Source organism: Luteimonas wenzhouensis (assembly GCF_007859305.1).
In the GTDB taxonomy this organism is placed as follows: Bacteria; Pseudomonadota; Gammaproteobacteria; order Xanthomonadales; family Xanthomonadaceae; genus Luteimonas; species Luteimonas wenzhouensis.
Genome location: NZ_VOHE01000010.1, coordinates 39,422 through 58,603 on the forward strand (window position 1 = coordinate 39,422; position 19,182 = coordinate 58,603).

The window sequence follows — 19,182 nt, forward strand, 5'->3', positions numbered from 1 at the left end:
AGCCGCGGAATGTCCCGCCTGCCCCGTGTGCGGGGGGGCGCGGCTCTTGCGCGGGTCGCAGGGCTCCGCGCCCTTCCCGCGTCCCGGCGGTGCTCCCACACCACCGCGCAGCCGCCGAATGCCCCCTCCCCCGCATGCGGGGGAGGGTTGGGGTGGGGGCCCGCCGTCGCCGCGGGAGCCGTCCGCCGCGCCCGGCGCGGCCCCCACAACGCAAAAACCCGCCTCGCGGCGGGTTTTTGCGGCCCCGGCTCGCGCCGGAGATCCCCGGTGGCCACGCTGTCGCGTGGCCGTCAGGTCACTTGATCTTGCCTTCCTTGTAGATCACGTGCTTGCGGACGACGGGATCGTACTTCTTGATCTCCATCTTCCCGGGGGTGTTCTTCTTGTTCTTGTCCGTGGTGTAGAAGTGGCCGGTGCCGGCCGACGAAATCAGGCGGATCTTGTCGCGCTTGGATGCCATGGCGTCCTACTCCTCAGACCTTCTCGCCACGCTTGCGCAGCTCGGCGAGGACGGCGTCGATGCCGTTCTTGTCGATGGTGCGCAGTGCGGCGGTGGAAACGCGCAGCTTCACCCAGCGGTTCTCGCTGGCGACCCAGAACCGGCGTTCGTGCAGGTTCGGCATGAAGCGGCGGCGGGTTTTGTTCATCGCGTGCGAGACGTTGTTGCCCGTCGTCGTACGCTTGCCGGTGACCTGGCAGACTCGTGACATTGCACACCTCGGATGTGTGTCGTGGGGCCTCCCTTGGCCAGGGAGGCGGCGGCCCCGGCGGGCGCGGACCCGGCGGGGCCACGCCTGCCACGCAATGCGGGACAGGGTCGCTGCATGGGGGCGGGGGGATCGCGTTCCCGGCCGCTCCGGCGCCCGCGACCCAGCGGTCGGGGCACAGCGAGCCGGCAATTATGCCCGCCGGCCGGCCTGTGGACAAGTCCGGCCGCGCCCGGCCCGCGCTCAGGCCGCGCCGCCGCCTGGCGGCGTGCCCGGGGCGGCGACCGGCAGCCGCACCACCATCAGCCCCGGCTCGTCCGGGTCCGGGGTGATCCGGAAGCCCAGCTGCTCGCACATCGCCAGCATCCCCCGGTTCTCGCGCAGCACCTGGCCCTCGACCTCGCGCAGACCCATCCAGCCGGCGACCTCGATCATGATCGTCATCAGCTGCCAGCCCAGGCCGCGGCCCTTGAGGTCGGAGCGGACCAGGATCCCGTACTCGCCGGCTTCGTAGTTGGCGTCGGCGTGCAGGCGCACCGCGCCGAGCATGGCGCCGTCGGCGTCGATCGCCGCCAGCGCGATCGAGCGCGCGTAGTCCATCTGGGTCAGCCGGGCGATGAACTCGTGGCTGAAGTGGCGCACCGACTGGAAGAAACGCAGGCGCAGGTCCTCGTCGGTGACGTGGCTGAAGAACTCGCGGAACAGGGCCTCGTCCTCGGGCCGCACCGGGCGCACGAAGGCGCGGGTGCCGTCGGCCAGGGTGATGTGGCGCTCGAGCTCGCTCGGGTAGGGGAAGATCGCGAAGCGCGGGTGGCCGCGGCCGCGGTGCAGGGCCTGGACCGGGCCGACCAGGATCCGGGCGTCGACCACCACCACCCCGTCGGCGTCGGACAGCATCGGGTTCAGGCTCAGCTGCCGGATCTCGGGCACGTCGGCCGCCAGCTGGGCCAGCTTCACCAGGGTCAGCGCGATCGCGCGCTCGTCGGCCGCGCGCTCGCCGCGGTGGGCCTTGAGCCGGCGCGAGACCCGGGTGCGGCCGATCAGCTCGTGGGCCAGGCGCAGGTCCAGCGGTGGCAGGGCCACGGCCAGGTCGTCGACCACCCGCACCGCGACGCCGCCGCGGCCGAACACGATCACCGGGCCGAACACCGGGTCATCGGCGATCGCCGCGATCAGCTCGCGCGCGTGCGGCCGCTCGACCATCGCCTGCACGGTCACTCCGCGGATGCGCGCGTCGGGGCGGCGCTCGCGCGCCAGCCGCAGCACGTCGGCGGCGGCGTCGCGCACCGCCTGCTCGCTGCCGCGGTTCAGGCGCACGCCGTCGACCACGGTCTTGTGGGCGATGTCAGGCGAGTCGATCTTGACCGCGACCGTGCGCCCGGCGGCGAGCAGCGGCCGCGCGGCCTCGACCGCGGCCTCCGGGTCGGCCGCGGCCCGCGGCGCCTCCAGCCCGATCCCGTAGCAGGCCAGGATCCGCGCGGTGGCCTGCGGGTCGAGCTGCACGTCGCCGCGCGCCAGCGCCTCGCGCACCAGCGCGCGCGCACCGTCGGCGTCCACCGCGAAGTCGGCCGGCAGGCTGGGCGGGGTTTCCATCAGCGCCTGCTGCGCCTCGCGGTAGCGCACCAGGTGCATGAAGCCGTTCACGGCTTCGGTCTCGGTGGCGTACGCGGGCACGCCGGCGCGGTGCAGCTCGGCCAGTGCCTGGTCGTCGTCGGCCAGCCAGACCGCGAATACCGGCTTGCGCGCGGCGCGCGGCGCGCGGCGTTGGAGCGCGCCCGACAGCGCCCTGGCCGCGTCCAGTGGCGAGGTGAACGCGGTCGGCACGTTCACCACCAGCAGCGCGTCGCTGTCCGGGTCCTGCAGCAGCGCCTCGACCGCGGCGCCGTAACGCTCGCCGTCGGCGTCGACCACCAGGTCCACCGGGTTGTCGTGCGACCAGCCGCCCGGCAGCACCGCGTCGAGCGCGGCCACCGTCTGCGGCGCCAGCGTGGCGAGCGTGCCGCCGAGCCTGGCCAGCTGCTGCGCGGCCAGCAGCCCCACGCCGCCGCCGTTGCCCAGGATCGCCAGCCGGCGGCCGGGGAAGGTGCGCACCGTGGAAAGCGTCTGCGCGGCAGCGAACAGTTCGTCCAGGGCCTCGACCTGGAGCAGGCCGGCGCGCTGGAACGCGGCCGCGTGCACCGCGTCGGCGGGCGCCAGCGCGCGCAGGCCGATCTCGGTGATGCTCGCCGCCGGCTGCGGCCGCGCGGCGCGCACCAGCACCACTGGCTTGGCGCGCGCGGCCGCGCGCGCGGCGGACATGAACTTGCGCGCGTCGGCCACCCGCTCGACGTACATCAGGATCGCGCGGGTATGGCGGTCGGTGGCCAGGTAGTCGAGCAGGTCGGCGAAGTCCACGTCGAGCGCGTCGCCGAGCGAGACCACCTTGGAGAAGCCGATCGCGCGCGACACGCCCCACTCCACCAGCGCGGCCGCGATCGCGCTCGACTCCGACACCAGCGCCAGGTCGCCCGGCTGCGGCGCGCGTGCGGCGATGCTGGCGTTGATCCCGGCGTGGGCCGAGACGATGCCCAGGCAGTGCGGGCCGACGATGCGCATGCCGTGCGGGCGCGCGGCGTCGCGGATCGCGTCGTGGAAGGCGTCGCGGCCCGGTCCCAGGTGGGCGCTGAGCAGCAGCGCCGCGCCCACCCCCAGCTGCGCGGCTTCCGCCACCAGGCCCGGCACCAGGTGGGCCGGCGCGGTGATCACGGCCAGGTCCGGCACCCAGCCCAGGTCGGCCAGGCGCCGCACCGTGGCGATGCCGTCGATCTGCCGGTGGCGCGGGCTGACCCAGCCGATCTTCCCGCCGTAGCCGCCCTGGCGCAGGTTGCGCATCACCGCGCGCCCGGCCGAGCGTTCGCGCGGGCTGCCGCCGACGATCGCGATCGACGACGGCTCGAAGACCGATGGCAGGCGCCAGGTGCTCATGCGGGCACAGTATCGGCCACGACGCATGGCCGGCGGATGATGGCGGCGGGCGCGGGCCAGGCTGCCGGCGCGCCGGCGGGGAACCCGCCCCGCAGGAGCGGCTTCAGCCGCGACCCCACTGCCCGGGATCCCGGGTCCGGAGGCCGGTTCGCGGCCGCAGCCGCGCCTGCAGCCGGAACGGCCGGTGCGGCGCGTCGCGCCCGTCCGGACGCGCGCGCCCTCACTTGCCGCGCAGGCGTTCCAGCACCCCGTCGAGCGCGTCGAGGCCGGCGTAATGGATCACCAGCTTGCCCTTGTTGCCGCGTCCGTTCTGGATGCTGACCTTCGCGCCCAGGATCTCGGACAGCTCGTTCTCGAGCCGGGTGATGTCGGGCGCGGCCGCGCCCCTGGGCGCCGGCTTGCGGCGACCGCCGGCCGGCACCTTGCCCGCCGCGAACTGCGCTGCGCGGTGCTCGACCTCGCGCACCGACCAGCCCTGCTCCGCGGCTTCCTTCGCCAGCTTCGCGGCGAGATCGGGCGAGAGGGTCAGCAGGGCGCGGGCATGGCCCATCTCCAGCTTGCGTTCCTCGACCAGGGCGCGGATCGCCGGCGGCAGCTCCAGCAGCCGCAGCAGGTTGGAGACCGCCGCGCGCGAGCGGCCGACGGCCTCGGCGGCGGCGGCGTGGGTGAGGTCGAACTCGTCGATCAGGCGCTGCAGCGCCTGCGCCTCCTCCAGCGGGTTGAGGTCCTCGCGCTGGATGTTCTCGATCAGCGCCATTGCCACCACGGTGCGGTCGTCGACCTCGCGCACCACCGCCGGGATCTCGGCCAGGCCGGCCAGCTTGGAGGCGCGCCAGCGGCGCTCGCCGGCGATGATCTCGTAGGTGCGGTCGGCCAGCGCGCGGACCACGATCGGCTGGATCACGCCCTGGGCACGGATCGATTCGGCCAGCTCGTCCAGGCGTTCGCCGTCCCAGTGCTTGCGCGGCTGGTACTTGCCCGGGCGCAGCGCGTCGACCGGCAGGTTGCGCAGCGCCTCGCCGGGCTCGGGTTCGAGCTTCGGCGCCTGGGCCGCGCCCTTGGGGCCGAGCAGGGCCTCCAGGCCACGGCCGAGGCCGCGCTTGCGGGCGGGCGCGGGCTTGGTGGACGCTGGCTTGGCGGTGCTCATGCCGGGGTCTCCGTTTCGTGTGGGGTGTCGGGCCGCGCCTGGCGCGCGGCCTGTTCGCGCTCGCGCTGGTGGCGCAGCACCTCGCCGGCCAGGCCGAGGTAGGCGATGCCGCCGCGCGAGCCGCGGTCGTAGCCGATGATGCTCTGGCCGTGGCTGGGCGCTTCGGCCAGGCGCACGTTGCGCGGCACGATGGTACGGAACACCTTGTCGCCGAAGTGTTGCACCAGCTCGGCCGAAACCGCGTTGGCCAGGTTGTTGCGCACGTCGAACATGGTCCGCAGCACGCCCTCGATCTCCAGCGCCGGGTTGAGCCGTGCCCGGAGCGCCTCGATCGTCTCGAGCAGCGCGCTCAGGCCCTCAAGCGCGTAGTACTCGCACTGCATCGGCACGATCACCGAATCGGCCGCGGTCAGTGCGTTGAGGGTCAGCAACGACAGCGCCGGCGGGCAGTCGATGATGATGAAGTCGTAGCGCGGGCGCAGCGGTTCGAGCGCGCGCTTGAGCCGCTGCTCGCGGCCCTCCTCGTCCATCAGCTCGATCTCGGCCGCGGTCAGGTCGGTGTTCGCCGGCAGCAGGTCGTAGCCCTCGGCGGTCTCCACGATCACGTCCTCGGCGTGCAGCTCCTCGAGCAGCACGTCGCAGGTCGAGGCGTGCAGGTCGCGCTTGTCGATGCCGCTGCCCATGGTCGCGTTGCCCTGGGCGTCGAGGTCGATCAGCAGCACCCGCTTCGGGGTGGCGGCCAGCGCCGCGGCGAGGTTGACCGCGGTGGTGGTCTTGCCGACTCCGCCCTTCTGGTTGGCAATGGCGATGATGCGGGCCATGGGGTCCGGGTGCCTCGGTTGCGGCGGGGATCGGCCGCGAAGGGCGGCCCGGACGGGGGATTATGCCGCGCCCGGCGCCCCCGCGTCGTCCGCGGCCCGTGGACCACGCCGCGGCCGGCCGCCCGCGGCCGCGGCCGGCGCGCCGCCGCGCGGCTTCAGGACAGGCGTTCGACCACCACCAGGTGGCGCTCGGCGGCCAGCCCGGGCACGTCCAGCCGGTGCACGCCCTCCAGGCGCCAGCCGGCCGGCAGCGCGGCCAGTTCGGTGTCCGGGCGCTGGCCCTTCATCGCCAGCAGCCGGCCGCCCGGGCGGACCAGGTGCCCGCCCACGGCCAGGATCTCGGCCAGCGGCGCCAGCGCGCGCGCGGTGATCGCATCATGGGCACCCGGTTCATCCAGCGCCTCGGCGCGCGTTTCGGCCACCCGCGCGTTGGCCAGGCCCAGCTGGCGCACCGCTTCGCGCAGGAAGCGCGCCTTCTTGCCGTTGGACTCGACCAGGGTGACCTGCAGGTCGGGGCGCGCGATCGCCAGCGGGATGCCGGGCAGGCCGGCGCCCGTGCCCAGGTCGGCCAGACGCTGCAGGCCCTCGGTGTGCGCCGCGATCGCCAGCGAATCGAGCAGGTGCAGGACCACCATCTGCCGCGGATCGCGCACCGCGGTCAGGTTGTAGGCGGCATTCCAGCGCTGCAGCAGCGCCAGGTAGTCGAGCAGCGGGCCGGCCAGCGCGGCGTCGAGCCCGAGCGCGGCCAGGCCGGATTCGACGGTCCCGCGCAGCGCGTCGGGGGAGGATGCGGTCATCGCGCCATTGTAGGACCGGGCGCGACGTCCGCCGCCGGCGAGGGCCGCCAGGCCAGGGTGGCCAGGTAGCCGGGCGTCGGCGTGAACGCATGCAGGCGCCAGTCACCGGGCGCGCCCAGGGCCGGGTCGCAGGCGTGCAGCCGCCAGCCGTCCGGTTCGCGGGTGAACTCGAGCTTCTCCAGGCCGAACGCGATGCCGTGGCCGTGGGCCTTGAGCACCGCCTCCTTGGCGCACCACAGGCGCACGAACCAGTCTTCGGCCTCGGCCGCCGGCAGCGCCGCCAGCAGCGCCGCCTCGCGCGGGGTGAAGAAGCGGCGCGCCAGGGTCATCGCCCGCGGCCGCGGGCGCAGCCACTCGATGTCCGCGCCCACCCGGGCGCCGCGCGCCAGCGCCACCAGCAGGCGTTCGCCGCTGTGGCTCCAGTTCGCGTCCAGGCCGGCGTGGGCGGGGCCCAGGTGTGGGCGGCCGCGGGCATCGCGCCAGAGCCCGAGCGCCTCCTCGTCCACCGCCAGCTGCGCCGCCAGCCAGCGCCGGGCCTGCGGTTCGGCCCGCTCGCCGCGCCGGTACGGGCCCCAGGCGCAGCGCACCGCGCCCAGGTCGAGGCTGTCGGGCGGGTGGGGCATCGGCGGGCCGGACTCGGTCTCCATGGGCCGGCCAGCGTAAGCTAGCGGCCGGACGGCGTGAACTGCGCGGAGAAGAATGTCGGCGGCGATCGGGCACCACACCGCACCCATGCACGCGCCATCGCCGCTGCCGACGGGCGATGGCGCGCGGGCCTTTGCATTCGACGGCGCGCATGTGGTCAGCGCCGCCGCGTTCGCCGGGCACGTGCGCGCGCTGGCGGCGCGGCTGCCGCGCGCCGGCTTCGCGGTGAACCTGTGCGAGGACCGTTACCGGTTCCTGGTCGCGTTCTGCGCGGTGGCCGTGCGCGGGCAGGTGAACCTGCTGCCGCCGACCCGGACCCGGGCCGCGATCGACGAGGTGCGCGCGCGCCATCCCGACAGCTACTGCATCGGCGACGGCGAGGCCTGCGGCTGCGACGCGGGACTGCTGCCGAGCGGGAGCCACTTCGTGCACCTGCCGCAGCGGCTGCCCTGGCTCGACGGTCCGCCACTGCGGGTGCCCGACGAAGCGGTGGTCGCGATCGGCTTCACCTCCGGCAGCACCGGTACGCCGATGCCGCACGCCAAGACGCTGGGCGCGCTGCGCGCCAGCACCGCGCGCAACCTGGCCGCGCTCGAGAGCCTGTGGCCGGCGGGCATGCAACCGCAGGTGGTGGCGACGGTGCCGCCGCAGCACATGTACGGGATCGAGATGTCGGTGGTGCTGCCGCTGCTCGGGCCGGTGGCGGTGCACCGCGGGCGCCCGTTCTTTCCCGAGGACATCGCCCGCGCCCTGCACGAGGCCGCCGCGCCGCGGCTGCTGGTGACCACCCCGGTGCACCTGCGCGCGCTGGTCGGCTCGGGCGTGGCGCTGCCGCCGATGGCGGGGATCGTGAGCGCGACCGCGCCGCTGCCGCAGGCGCTGGCGGCCGAGGCCGAGGCGCGCTGCGGCTGCGAGGTGCGCGAGACCTTCGGCTCCACCGAAACCTGCATCATCGCCAGCCGCCGGACCGCCCTCGGCGAGGCCTGGCGGCTGTTCCCCGGCGTGCGGCTGGAGCCGCGGCCCGACGGCAGCCTGGTCACGGTGCCGGGGCTGCCCGCGCCGGTGCTGCTCGCCGACGTGGTCGAGCTGCGCGGCGAAGGCCGCTTCGAACTGCGCGGTCGCCAGGCCGACCTGCTCGAGATCGCCGGCAAGCGCGCGTCGCTGGCCGACCTGACCCGGCGCCTGCTGGAGGTGCCGGGCGTGGACGACGGCGCGGTGTTCCAGCTCGACGACGAGCGTGCGGGGGTGCGCCGGGTGGCGGCGGTCTACGCCAGCGCCACGCTCGACGAACAGGCGGTGCGCGAGGCGTTGCGTCGCAGCATCGACCCGGCCTTCCTGCCGCGTCCGCTGCGGCGGGTGGCGGCGCTGCCGCGCAACGACACCGGCAAGCTGCCGCGCGCGGCACTGCTGCGCCTGTTGCACTGCGGCGAAGACCGCGCGGGGTGCTGACACCACCGTCACGACACCGCTGCCAGCATGAAGTCCACTCCGCGCATGCGTGCGTCGAGCCCGACTTCACCTGACAGGAGGCAGCACAATGGGCATCATCATCTGGCTCATCGTCGGCGGCATCGTGGGCTGGCTCGCCAGCATCATCATGAAGCGCGACGCGCAGCAGGGCATCATCCTCAACATCGTGGTCGGCATCGTCGGTGCACTGATCGGCGGTTGGCTGATCGGGCCGCTGCTGGGCGCCGGGTCGATCAACGACGGCATTTCGGTGATGAGCTTCATCGTGTCGTTGCTGGGCGCGATCATCCTGCTCGCGATCGTCAACCTGTTCCGCCGCGGCAGCGTCCGCTGACGCGCGGTTTCCTCTCTCTTGCTCCAGACGGTGCCCGGCCTTGGCCGGGCTTTTTTTCGCGTGGGCGCGAGGCCGGCGGCGGCCGCGTCGCCTTCGCGTTCCGGGCTGCCACGTGAACGGTTCCGCGCCTGCGCGGGGGATTCACGTCGGCTTGCGCGCCCGCCCGCCAGCATGCGCGTTCCCCCTACGAGGAGTGCAGCTGATGCAACGTCCGATCCGATTCCGCAAGGCGTGGCTGGCCGTGGCCCTGGTCGCCGCCGCGGGCGCCGCCGGCGCCCAGGACCCCGGCAAGGTCCTGACCGAGGCCGAGGTCCGCGCCAAGATCGAGGCCGAGGGCTACACCAACGTCCACGACGTCGAGTTCGACGACGGCGTCTGGACCGCCGACGCGCGCAGTGCCGACGGCAAGCGCGTGGACCTGTCGATCGATCCGCGCACCGGCCAGGTTTTCCCCGACCACCAGGTGTCGAAGCTGGGCAAGGCCGATATCGAGGCGCGCCTGGCCACCGCCGGCTACAGCGACGTGCACGACGTCGAGTTCGACGACGGCGTGTGGAAGGCAGAGGCCCGCGATTCCTCGGGCCGCAAGGTCGAGCTGCGCCTGGACCCGGAGGAAGGCCGCATTATCGGCGAACACCGCGACTGACCGCCGCGCGCTTGACCCGGGCCGATGGCCACCCGCAAGGTGGCCATCGGCTTTTCCATGCCCGGAGGCGACATGGCGGTCCCGCAGGAACTCGAGCGCTACGTGCGCGACGCACTCGCCGCCGGCATGCCGCGGCCGCAGGTGGAAGCGACCCTGCTCGGCGCCGGCTGGGGCCAGGCCCAGGTGCGCGCCGCGCTGGCCGGATACGCCGACATCGCCGGCCCGGTGCCGGTGCCGCGCCCGCGTCGGCAGCTGTCGGCGCGCGAGGCGTTCGAGTATCTGCTGCTGTTCGCCACCCTGTACCTGTCGGCCTGGCACCTGGGCAGCCTGCTGTTCGACCTGGTCGACCACGTCCTGCCCGACCCGGCCGATCCGGCCTACCGGCTACGCCGCCTGGGCCCGTCGATGCGCTGGTCGATCTCGGCCCTGGTGGTCGCGTTCCCGCTGTTCGCCTGGCTGGCCCGCCGCATCGGCGGCGACGTGGCGCGCGAGCCGGTGCGGCGGCTGTCGCCGGTGCGGCGCTGGCTGACCTACCTCACCCTGTTCATCGCCGCCTCGGTGCTGGTCGGCGACCTGGTGGCGCTGGTCTACAACGTCCTGGGCGGCGAGGCCAGCCTGCGCTTCGTGCTCAAGGTGGCGGTGGTCGGCGTGATCGCCGGGGCGGTGTTCGGCTACTACCTGTCCGACCTGCGCCGCGACGAGACCGGCGGCGACGGTCGCGGCCTGGGCCGGGGGCTGGTGGTGGCCGCGGCGGTGGCGGCAGTGGCGGCAGTGGCCTGCGCCATCGCCGTGATCGGCACGCCGCCGGCGCAGCGCCAGGCGCGGCTCGACGAGCGCCGGGTCGACGACCTGCGCCAGCTGCAGGCCGCGATCGCCGACCATGCGCGCCGCGAGGGCCGGCTGCCGGCCTCGCTCGAGCCGCTGGCCGACGCGACCGGCCGCCACCTGAACCTGGTCGACCCGCTGGGCCGGACCCCCTACGTGTACGCGCCGGGCGAGGGCGGGCGCTACCGGCTGTGCGCGGAGTTCGCCACCGATACCCGCGGCGAGGCCTGGCCCGGCGGGCGCGCGGACGAAGGCTGGCGCCACCCGGCCGGTCGCCACTGCTTCGAGCGCGTGCTGTCGGCGGAGGCGGCGCGCGCGCCCGCGGTCGACTGAAGCTGCCGCGGGCTCAGCGCGCCAGCGTCACCCACGCCGGCGCGTGGTCGCTGGGACGTTCCCAGGTGCGCGGTTCGCGATCGACCCCGGACGCCGCGGCCTCGGCGCGCAGCGCCTCCGACACCAGGGTCAGGTCGATGCGCAGGCCCAGGTTGCGGCGGAACGCGGCCTGGCGGTAGTCCCACCAGCTGAAGATGCCCGCCTCCTCGTGGTGCAGGCGGAAGCCGTCGTGCAGGCCCAGCGCCAGCAGCCGCCGCAGCGCGGCGCGTTCGGCGGTCGAGGTCAGGATGTGGTCGTCGTTCCAGAGGGTCGGGTCGTGGACGTCGCGGTCGTCAGGCGCGATGTTGAAGTCGCCCAGCACCACCATGCGCGGGTGGCGCTGCAGCTCCTGCGCCAGCCAGCCGTGCACCGCGTCGAGCCAGCGCAGCTTGTAGGCGTACTTCTCGGTGCCCACGTCCTGGCCGTTGACCACGTACAGGTTGACGATGCGCACCCCGTCCACGGTGGCGGCGATCACCCGTTTCTGGTCGTCCTCGAAGCCGGGGATGCCCATCTGCACGTCGTCGAGCGCGCGGTCGCGGGCCAGGATCGCCACGCCGTTGTAGGTCTTCTGCCCGTGGAACACGCTGCGGTAGCCGAGCGCGGCCAGCGCCGCGTCCGGGAAGCGCTCGTCCTCGAGCTTGGTTTCCTGCAGGCCCACCACGTCCGGCTGCGCGTCGCGCAGCCAGCGTTCCAGGTGCGGCAGGCGCACGTTGAGCGAGTTGACGTTCCAGCTGGCGATCTTCATCCGGCGCGCGGCGTCCTGTTCCTGGGCCGGACCATGTTAGCCCCGTGCGTCGCGCGGTGGCGGCCCGGGGCGGGAACGCGCCGTCGCGGCGGCGGGCGCGGCCTTGCCGCGCAGCAGCCGCTCGGCCGCGGCCTCGTCCAGCGGGCGGCCGAGCAGGAAGCCCTGGCCGTCGTCGCAGGCCAGCGCGCTGAGCTGGGCCAGCTGCTCGGCGTCCTCGATGCCGCCGCCGACCACGCTCATGCCCAGGCCGTGGGCGGTGGCGATCACCGCGGCCACCACCTCGCGCTGGCCGAGGTCGGCGAAGCGCGCCAGCTTGACCACGCTCACCGGGATCCGCGGCAGCCGCGCCAGCGACGTGACCGAGGCGCCGAAGTCGTCCACCGCCAGCTGCACCCCCATCGCGCCCAGCGCGGCGAGGGTGGATTCGACCCGCGGGTCGTCGTGGATCAGTTCGCGTTCGCTGATCTCCAGCCGCAGCGAGGAGGGCGCCACGCCGTGCGCCTGGAGCGCGCTGCGCACCTGGTCGACCAGGGCGGCCGAGCGCAGCTGGCTGCCGGAGACGTTCACCGCCATGCTCAGCGGTTCGCGGTCGTGGTCGCCGTCGCCGGCATGGGCCGACCAGGCGGCCAGGCGTGCGCACGCGGCGTCGAGCACCCACGCCCCGATCTGCCCCATCAGCCCGGCGCGCTCGGCGGTCGGCAGGAATTCGCCCGGCAGCAGCACGCCGCGGACCGGGTGGCGCCAGCGCAGCAGCGCCTCGAAGCCGAGCAGGCGCTGGTCCGACAGCGACAGCAGCGGCTGGTAGGCGAGCATGAACTGGCCGCGGTCGACCGCGTGCTGGAGTTCGGCCGCCAGCTGCAGGTGGTCGTCGTTCTCGCCGTCGGCGGCCGCGTCGAAGACGTGGAAGCCGTTGCGCCCGTGCTGCTTGACCCGGTACATCGCGGTATCGGCGTCGCGCAGCAGGTCCGCCGGGCGCGCGTTCGGATCGCCGGTCACCGAAACGCCCACGCTGGCCGACAACGGCAGCTGCAGTCCGTTGCCGACCGCGAACGGGTCGGCGAGCGCGGCGACCACGCGCCCGGCCAGGGCGCGCACGTCGGCATCGCCCTGCACGTTCTCGCACAGCATCACGAACTCGTCGCCGCCCAGGCGCGCGACGGTGTCCTCGCGGCGGCCGACCGCAGACAGCCGGCGCGCGAGTTCCATCAGCACCTCGTCGCCGACCTCGTGCCCGTAGGAGTCGTTGATCGCCTTGAAGTGGTCGACGTCGATGAATACCAGCGCGACCTTGCCGGGGCTGCGCTCCAGGCGCAGCATCGCCTGGCCGAGGCGGTCCATCAGCAGGTACCGGTTGGCCAGCCCGGTGACCGGATCGTGCATGGCCTGGTGGGCGAGCGCGCGCTCGGCGAGCTTGGCCTGGGTGACGTCGCGGGTGGAGGTCAGCACCCCGACCACGGCACCGGAGACGTCGGTTTCCGGCGACAAGGTGGTGTGGAACCAGCCCTCCTTGCCGTCGGGCAGGGCCATGGAGAATTCGTGCTCGCGCGGGGTGCCGGTCTCGAGCACTTCGCGCAGCGCGGCTTCCCAGGTGTCCAGGCCGGGAAGGTCGGGGACGAGCTCGCGGTCGGTGCGCCCGATCAGTGCGTCGAGCCGCAGCCCGCGCAGGCGCTCGCCGGCCGGGTTCACGTAGCGGTAGCGCAGGTCCGGCGAGTACTGGGCGATGGCGTCGGAGGAGCCGTTGAGCACCGCACGCAGCTGCGCCTCGACCCGTGCCAGTTCGGCGCTGGCCGCGGCCGAGCGCTCGGCCAGCCGTTCCATCGCCTGCTCGGCCACCACCCGGCGGGTGATATCGCGCGAGATGCCGAAGGTGCCGATGATCCGGCCGTCGAGGTCGCGCAGCGGGAACTTGCTGGTCGAGACCCAGCGCGTGGGCCGGTCGACGAAGCTCTCGCACTCCTCCAGGTCGATGATCGGCTTGCCGGTGCGGATGATCTCCTGCTCGTCGGCCAGCGCCGCGGCCGCGTGGGCCTCGGCGAACAGGTCGAAGTCGGTCAGCAGGTACATCTGTTCCTGGGTCAGGCCGTGGCGCTGCGCCATGCCCAGGCTGACCCGCAGGAAGCGGCTCTGCAGGTCCTTGAAATAGATGACCTCCTCCGCGCTGTCGAGCAGGTTGCGGATCCAGATCCGGTCCATGCCGTCGCCCAGGGGCGGGCCGCCCGGCCCGTTCACCGGCGCCCCCCGGGGTGCCGGGCGCGCGGACGCGGCCGGTGCTGGCGCGACGGGACCCCCATCCGTGGGCGAGGCAAGGGACAGGACATGTGCAGGCCGGTGCGGGTGGGTCGCAATCGGTAACGGCGGCGGCGGCCGGGGCTTGAGTCGCGGCCGCTCAGGCCAGGCCGCGCGCCTGCAGGATCCGCCACGCCGCGCTCTTCAGGTCGATGTCGAACCGGCGCAGGTTGCCGGGGTGGAGGTCGGCCATGAACAGCGCCCGCCAGTACCGCTGCAGTCGCCGCGGCACCGCGGCCCACGGGAGGTCGGGGTCGGCATCGGCGCCGAGCGCGGCCATCAGCGCGGCCGGGCCGCCCGGGGCCGCGCGCCGTCCGGGGCCGGTGGCGGCGAGCAGCGCCGACCGCAGGCGCGCGTGGAGCTGTTCGGGCATCGACTGCGCCTGCATCGCCACCGGCGCCAGCGGCGCCGAGGCCTCCGCCAGGCCCGGCTGGCCCTGGCGCCAGCTGCGGTACAGGCGCCGGGTCGCGATCAGCCACGGCGCGGGCGGCGGCGGGCGGGCGCTGGCCGGCGCGATCACCGCCACGCACGGGCTGCGGTCGCCGGTGGCGGCGGCCAGCCGCGCGGCCACGCCATCGCCTGCCGCGCACACCAGCAGCAGGTTGCCGCGGGTGGCCAGGTTCAGCCGCGCCAGGTGCGGGGCCAGTGCGTCCCAGCCGGCCCGGCCGCGGCCGCCGTCGCGTTCCGGGCCGGCGAGCCCGTCCGGGTCGCAGTCCGCGTCCAGGTGCAGGATCGGGCTGGCGCGGGCGTCGCGGGCGAACCAGCTGGCGGCCTTGATCGCCGAGACCACGTCGGTGCGGCCCCGGCAATCGACCAGCCGCGCCCAGCCCGGGTGCCGGTCCTCGAGCCAGCGGTGCAGCGCGGTCCCGGGCTGCGGGCCGCGCCCGTCGCGCCACTGCACGATCCAGACCCCGGTGGTGGCGATGTCCTCCAGCGGCGGCGGCCGCGGCAGGGCGTCGCCCAGCGCGTCGTCGTCCGGGTCGGGGGCGCGCGGCGACACGGTCATGGCCTTCAGCGCACGAGCAGGTCGATGAGCCGGGCGATCCGGGCGTAGGGCGGGCGCAGCAGGTCGCTGCCGGCACGACGCGCCTGCCATGCCACCGGCAGCTGCTTGCTCATCGCGTCGAAGCCGGCGCGGCCGTGGTAGGCGCCCATGCCGCTGGCGCCGACGCCGCCGAAGGGCAGGCCGTCGATGCCGAAGTGGACCAGGGTGTCGTTGACCGTGACCCCGCCGGCCAGGGTATTGCGCAGGATCCGCTCGACGCTGGCGCGGTCGTCGCTGAAGGGGTACAGCGCCAGTGGCCGCTCGCGGCGGTTGACTTCGTCGATCGCCGCGTCGAGCGAGGCGACGCTGCGCAGCGGCAGGATCGGGCCGAAGATCTCCTCGCCCATCACCCTGGCCTCGTCGCCGGGCTCGAGCACCAGGTGCGGCGCGAACAGCCGCTGCCCAGGGTCGTGCCAGGACGCCAGCGGCACCACCTCCAGGCCGCGCGCGCGGGCATCGTCCAGGTGCGCCTGCAGGCGGGCGAAGGCGGCGTCGTGGATGATCCGGCTGTAGTCGTCCGGCGCGCCGGCCCCGCCGTAGCGGGCGCCGATCTCGGCGCGCAGCGCCTCCACCAGCGCGTCGCGGCGCGCGCGCCCGCCGACCAGCAGCACGTAGTCGGGCGCGATGCAGGTCTGGCCGGCGTTGAACCACTTGCCGCTGGCCAGGCGCGCGGCCACCCGCGGCAGTGGCGCGTCCGCGCACACGATCGCCGGCGACTTGCCGCCGAGCTCGAGCGTGAGCGGCACCAGGTTGGCCGCGGCCGCGGCCATCACCTTGCGCCCGATCGCGGTCGAGCCGGTGAACACCAGATGGTCGAAGGGCAGGGCCGCGAACGCCTCCGCCACCTCGGCGCCGCCGGTCGCCACCGCCACCCGGTCGGCCGGGAACACCGTATCGAGCAGCGAGCGCAGGAACCCGCTGCTGCGCGGGGTGTGCTCGGAGGGCTTGAGGAAGGCGTGGTTGCCGGCCGCGATCGCGGTCGCCAGCGGCACCAGGGCGAGGTTGACCGGGTAGTTCCAGGGCGAGATCACGCCGACCACGCCCAGCGGCTCGCTGCGCACTTCCGCCCGGGCCGGCCAGAACCGCCAGCCCGCGGCGACCCGGCTCGGCCGCATCCAGCCGCGCAGGTGCCGGCGCAGATGGTCGATCGCGGCCAGCACGGCCATGCCGTCGGCGATGAGCGATTCGTGGCGGGAGCGGTGGCCGAAGTCGGCGGCGAGCGCGTCGGCCATCTCCGGCAGCCGCGCCTTGAGCGCGGCGCGCAGCCGGGCGAGGTCGTCCAGGCGCTGCCCGAGGTCCGGCCGCGCCGCCCGCCAGGCGGCGCGCAGCCGCGCCAGGGTGGGCGCCAGGTCGGCCGGCGGGGTGTCGACGGGCGGCTGCATCGGGCCAGTGTAGACGGGCCCGCCGGGGGCAGGGCCTACAATGCGCGGCATGACGCCCATGCCCTCCCCCCGCCTGCGTGCCTACCGCGACCAGCTGCCCCAGCTGGGCGCGCGGGTCTACATCGACCCCTCGGCCGAGGTGATCGGCGACGTGGTCCTGGGCGACGACGTCTCGGTCTGGCCGACCACGGTGATCCGCGGCGACGTGAACTACATCCGCGTCGGCGCGCGCACCAACATCCAGGACGCGGTGGTGATCCACGTCAGCCACGACGGCCCGCACGTGAAGGAAGGCGGCTTCGCCACCATCATCGGCGAGGACGTCACCATCGGCCACCGCGCGATCATCCATGCCTGCCGGATCGAGGACGCCTGCCTGATCGGCATGGGCGCGGTGGTGATGGACGGGGCGGTGGTCAAGCGCCACGGCTTCGTCGGCGCCGGCGCGCTGGTGCCGCCCGGCAAGGTGGTGGGCGAGGGCGAACTGTGGCTGGGCAACCCCGCGCGCATGGTGCGGCGGCTGGACGATGCCCAGATCGAGGCCCTGTACTACAGCGCCCAGCACTACGTGCGGCTCAAGGACGAATACCTGGCCGCGGGCGGCCGCTGAGTACGCCCCGCGCGCGGCTCCGCCGCAGGCGATGCCGGCATCGGGGTGCCGAAGCGCGGCTCAGTCCGCGGTCACCAGCGCCGCGTGCCGGGCGTGCAGTTCCTCGTAGACCTCGTCGGTCAGCGGGCGCACGCCATGCCACAGGGCGAAGCTCTCGGCCGCCTGCTCCACCAGCATTCCCAGGCCGTCCACCACCTGCTGCGCGCCGTTCGCGCGCGCCCAGGCCAGGAACGGGATCGCGGCCTCGCCGTAGCTCAGGTCGACCGCGGTGCAGCGCGGCGCCAGCAGCGACATCGGCAGCGGCGGCAGGCTGCCGCCGCGCGCGGCCGAGGTGGCGTTGAGCAGCAGGTCGAAGCTGCCCAGGGCGGGCAGGTCGGAGAGGTAACGTGCGTGCACCCGCGCCGGCTGGCCGAGGATGTCGGCCAGCGCGTCGGCGCGCTCGGGGGTGCGGTTGACGATGTAGAGCTCGCCCACGCCCGCGTCGAGCAGCGATGGCGCCACCCCGCGCGCGGCGCCGCCGGCGCCGATCAGCAGGGTGCGGCGCTGGCGCAGGTCGAAGCGGTGGCGCTCGGTGAGGTCGCGCACCAGTCCGGCGCCGTCGGTGTTGTCACCGTGCCAGCCTTCGGCGCTGCGGGCCAGGGTATTGACCGCGCCGGCGCGACGCGCGCGCTCGGTGACGGTGGCGCACAGCGCGTACGCGGCCTGCTTGTGCGGCAGGGTGACGTTGGCGCCCGCGCCGCCGGCGGTGGCGAATGCGTCGAGCGCGCGCGGGAATTCTTCCGGCGTGGCATCGATCGCCTCGTAGCGCAGGGCGATGCCGGTCTGGCGGCCGAAGGTGGCGTGGATGCGCGGCGAAAGGGAGTGCCCGACGGGATGGCCGAAAACCGCGTACAGGCTGCTCATGTCGACCGCTCGCTGGTGGACCGGCCTACGAGTCTACTCCGCGGCGCGGATCAGCGCAGGTCGCGCCGGTAGACCCGGCGCGTGTCGAAGGCTTCGTAGCCCAGTGCCGGATAGAACCCGTGGGCGTCCCCGTGCGCCAGCGGCACCGGCACCTGCACCCGTTTCACCCCGCGCCGCCGCGCCCAGGCCTCGGCGGCGGCCAGCAGCTGGCTGCCGAGGCCGCGCCGCCGGGCGGCGGCGTCGACGGCCAGGCAGGTCAGGACCACGCATTCGCCGCCCGGCGCCAGGCAGTGCTCGGCGGCGGCGAAGCCGCAGGGGCCGTTGTCGCCCTCGGCCAGGAACAGCGCATGGGTGGCCTGGTCGAGCAGCCGCGCCAGGCGTGCCGGCAGTCCGGCGGGATCGCCGCCGTCGTCGCCGCTTGCCACGACCAGCGCGGCGAGTGCAGGGATGTCGGCGGGGTCGGCGCGGCGGATCATCCTTCTCGCAGCCAGCGGGCCGCGTCCAGGGCGAAGTAGGTCAGTACGCCGTCGGCGCCGGCGCGGCGGATCGAGAGCAGCGCCTCCAGCGCGCAGGCGCGCTCGTCGAGCCAGCCGTTGGCCGCGGCCGCCTTGAGCATCGCGTACTCGCCGCTGACCTGGTAGGCGAAGGTCGGCACGCCGAAGGTCTCCTTCACCCGGCGCACGATGTCCAGGTAGGGCAGGCCCGGCTTGACCATCACCATGTCCGCGCCTTCGTCGAGGTCGAGCGCGACTTCGCGCAGCGCCTCGTCGCTGTTGGCCGGGTCCATCTGGTAGGTCTTCTTGTCGGCCTTGCCCAGCGCGGCGGCCGAGCCGACCGCGTCGCGGAACGGACCGTAGAACGCGCTCGCGTACTTGGCGGCGTAGGCGAGGATGCGCGTGTGCACGTGGCCGGCTTCCTCCAGCGCCATGCGGATCGCGCCGATGCGCCCGTCCATCATGTCGCTGGGCGCGACCACGTCGGCGCCGGCCTCGGCGTGCGACAGTGCCTGGCGCACCAGCGCCTCGACGGTGGCGTCGTTCATCACGTAGCCGTCGCCGTCGACCAGGCCGTCCTGGCCGTGCGAGGTGTAGGGGTCGAGCGCGACGTCGGTGATCACGCCCAGTTGCGGAAAGCGCGCCTTGAGCGCGCGCACCGCGCGCTGGCACAGGCCGTCCGGGTCCCAGGACGCGGCCGCGTCGGCGCTCTTGGCCTCGGGCGCGGTCACCGGGAACAGCGCCAGCGCGGGGATCCGCAGTTCGCTCGCGGTCTCGGCCACCCGCAGCAGTTCGTCGATCGACAGCCGCTCCACGCCCGGCATCGACGGCACCGGCGCCCGGCCGGCCGGCTCGTGCACGAACACCGGATAGATCAGGTCGTCGGCGGTGAGGGTAGTCTCGCGCATCAGCCGGCGCGAGAAGTCGTCGCGGCGCATCCGCCGCATGCGGGTGTCGGGGTAGGCCATGGCGCCATTCTACGCCCG

19 protein-coding genes are annotated in these 19,182 nt (G+C 74.4%); 5 read left to right on the forward strand and 14 right to left on the reverse strand.

Translation table 11 applies throughout. The features are described from left to right. Nucleotides 1-295: 295 nt before the first annotated feature. From rpmG to FQY79_RS14330, 7 genes are all read right to left on the reverse strand, one after another. A complete protein-coding gene (gene rpmG, locus FQY79_RS14300) occupies nt 296-460 on the reverse strand; it encodes a 50S ribosomal protein L33 (protein ID WP_111265111.1) in 165 nt (54 codons plus the stop codon). 13 nt (nt 461-473) lie between these two features. Beyond that, nucleotides 474-710, reverse strand: coding sequence for a 50S ribosomal protein L28 (gene rpmB, locus FQY79_RS14305; protein WP_027070919.1), 237 nt, complete (start codon nt 708-710; stop codon nt 474-476). Nucleotides 711-950: 240 nt separating this feature from the next. Further along, on the reverse strand, nt 951-3,671 hold the full coding sequence (locus FQY79_RS14310) for a bifunctional acetate--CoA ligase family protein/GNAT family N-acetyltransferase (protein ID WP_146313566.1): 2,721 nt from the start codon (nt 3,669-3,671) through the stop codon (nt 951-953). Nucleotides 3,672-3,891: 220 nt separating this feature from the next. Further along, complete coding sequence (locus FQY79_RS14315) at nt 3,892-4,818, reverse strand: ParB/RepB/Spo0J family partition protein (protein WP_146313567.1); 927 nt, start codon at nt 4,816-4,818, stop codon at nt 3,892-3,894. After that, nucleotides 4,815-5,639, reverse strand: coding sequence for a ParA family protein (locus FQY79_RS14320; protein ID WP_051322566.1), 825 nt, complete (start codon nt 5,637-5,639; stop codon nt 4,815-4,817). The genes FQY79_RS14315 and FQY79_RS14320 overlap by 4 nt, the downstream gene beginning before the upstream one ends. A 155-nt stretch (nt 5,640-5,794) precedes the next feature. Next, nucleotides 5,795-6,436 carry a 16S rRNA (guanine(527)-N(7))-methyltransferase RsmG gene (rsmG, locus tag FQY79_RS14325; protein WP_027070922.1) on the reverse strand — a complete coding sequence of 214 codons (642 nt, stop codon included), beginning with the start codon at nt 6,434-6,436 and terminating at the stop codon, nt 5,795-5,797. After that, the gene (locus FQY79_RS14330; protein WP_246123143.1) at nt 6,433-7,083 is read right to left on the reverse strand and encodes a 4'-phosphopantetheinyl transferase family protein; all 651 of its coding nucleotides are present in this window, start codon (nt 7,081-7,083) and stop codon (nt 6,433-6,435) included. Before FQY79_RS14330 ends, rsmG begins: the two co-directional genes overlap by 4 nt. Before the next feature lie 85 nt (nt 7,084-7,168). On the opposite strand from FQY79_RS14330, the gene FQY79_RS14335 reads away from it, so the two are divergent. From FQY79_RS14335 to FQY79_RS15455, 4 genes are all read left to right on the forward strand, one after another. Continuing rightward, the gene (locus FQY79_RS14335) at nt 7,169-8,530 is read left to right on the forward strand and encodes an AMP-binding protein (protein ID WP_146313568.1); all 1,362 of its coding nucleotides are present in this window, start codon (nt 7,169-7,171) and stop codon (nt 8,528-8,530) included. An 88-nt stretch (nt 8,531-8,618) separates the two neighbouring features. Then, a complete protein-coding gene (locus FQY79_RS14340) occupies nt 8,619-8,885 on the forward strand; it encodes a GlsB/YeaQ/YmgE family stress response membrane protein (RefSeq protein ID WP_146313569.1) in 267 nt (88 codons plus the stop codon). Nucleotides 8,886-9,087: 202 nt separating this feature from the next. Then, nucleotides 9,088-9,531, forward strand: a complete 444-nt coding sequence (locus FQY79_RS14345) for a PepSY domain-containing protein (RefSeq protein WP_146313570.1) — start codon at nt 9,088-9,090, stop codon at nt 9,529-9,531. 24 nt (nt 9,532-9,555) lie between these two features. After that, nucleotides 9,556-10,689 carry a DUF5671 domain-containing protein gene (locus tag FQY79_RS15455; RefSeq protein ID WP_186760096.1) on the forward strand — a complete coding sequence of 378 codons (1,134 nt, stop codon included), beginning with the start codon at nt 9,556-9,558 and terminating at the stop codon, nt 10,687-10,689. A gap of 13 nt (nt 10,690-10,702) precedes the next feature. Here FQY79_RS15455 and xth read toward each other — a convergent pair whose 3' ends face one another. From xth to FQY79_RS14370, 4 genes are all read right to left on the reverse strand, one after another. Next, nucleotides 10,703-11,476, reverse strand: coding sequence for an exodeoxyribonuclease III (gene xth, locus FQY79_RS14355; RefSeq protein WP_146313571.1), 774 nt, complete (start codon nt 11,474-11,476; stop codon nt 10,703-10,705). A gap of 36 nt (nt 11,477-11,512) precedes the next feature. Beyond that, complete coding sequence (locus FQY79_RS14360) at nt 11,513-13,669, reverse strand: sensor domain-containing protein (RefSeq protein WP_146313572.1); 2,157 nt, start codon at nt 13,667-13,669, stop codon at nt 11,513-11,515. A 193-nt stretch (nt 13,670-13,862) separates the two neighbouring features. Next, nucleotides 13,863-14,768, reverse strand: a complete 906-nt coding sequence (locus FQY79_RS14365; RefSeq protein ID WP_146313573.1) for a hypothetical protein — start codon at nt 14,766-14,768, stop codon at nt 13,863-13,865. Nucleotides 14,769-14,773: 5 nt separating this feature from the next. After that, nucleotides 14,774-16,189 (reverse strand): coniferyl aldehyde dehydrogenase, encoded by a 1,416-nt coding sequence (locus FQY79_RS14370; RefSeq protein ID WP_146313574.1) that lies wholly within the window; start codon nt 16,187-16,189, stop codon nt 14,774-14,776. A gap of 49 nt (nt 16,190-16,238) precedes the next feature. Here FQY79_RS14370 and FQY79_RS14375 point away from each other — a divergent pair, with 49 nt between their 5' ends. Next, nucleotides 16,239-16,799, forward strand: a complete 561-nt coding sequence (locus tag FQY79_RS14375) for a gamma carbonic anhydrase family protein (protein ID WP_146313575.1) — start codon at nt 16,239-16,241, stop codon at nt 16,797-16,799. Nucleotides 16,800-16,859: 60 nt separating this feature from the next. Here FQY79_RS14375 and aroE read toward each other — a convergent pair whose 3' ends face one another. From aroE to hemB, 3 genes are read right to left on the reverse strand one after another with little or no spacing between them, the layout of a single operon-like run. Then, nucleotides 16,860-17,702: a shikimate dehydrogenase gene (gene aroE, locus FQY79_RS14380; protein WP_146313576.1), complete on the reverse strand. Its 843-nt coding sequence runs from the start codon at nt 17,700-17,702 to the stop codon at nt 16,860-16,862. 50 nt (nt 17,703-17,752) lie between these two features. Beyond that, the gene (locus FQY79_RS14385; RefSeq protein WP_146313577.1) at nt 17,753-18,178 is read right to left on the reverse strand and encodes a GNAT family N-acetyltransferase; all 426 of its coding nucleotides are present in this window, start codon (nt 18,176-18,178) and stop codon (nt 17,753-17,755) included. Beyond that, on the reverse strand, nt 18,175-19,164 hold the full coding sequence (gene hemB, locus FQY79_RS14390; RefSeq protein WP_146313578.1) for a porphobilinogen synthase: 990 nt from the start codon (nt 19,162-19,164) through the stop codon (nt 18,175-18,177). Before hemB ends, FQY79_RS14385 begins: the two co-directional genes overlap by 4 nt. Between the last annotated feature and the right edge of the window lie 18 nt (nt 19,165-19,182).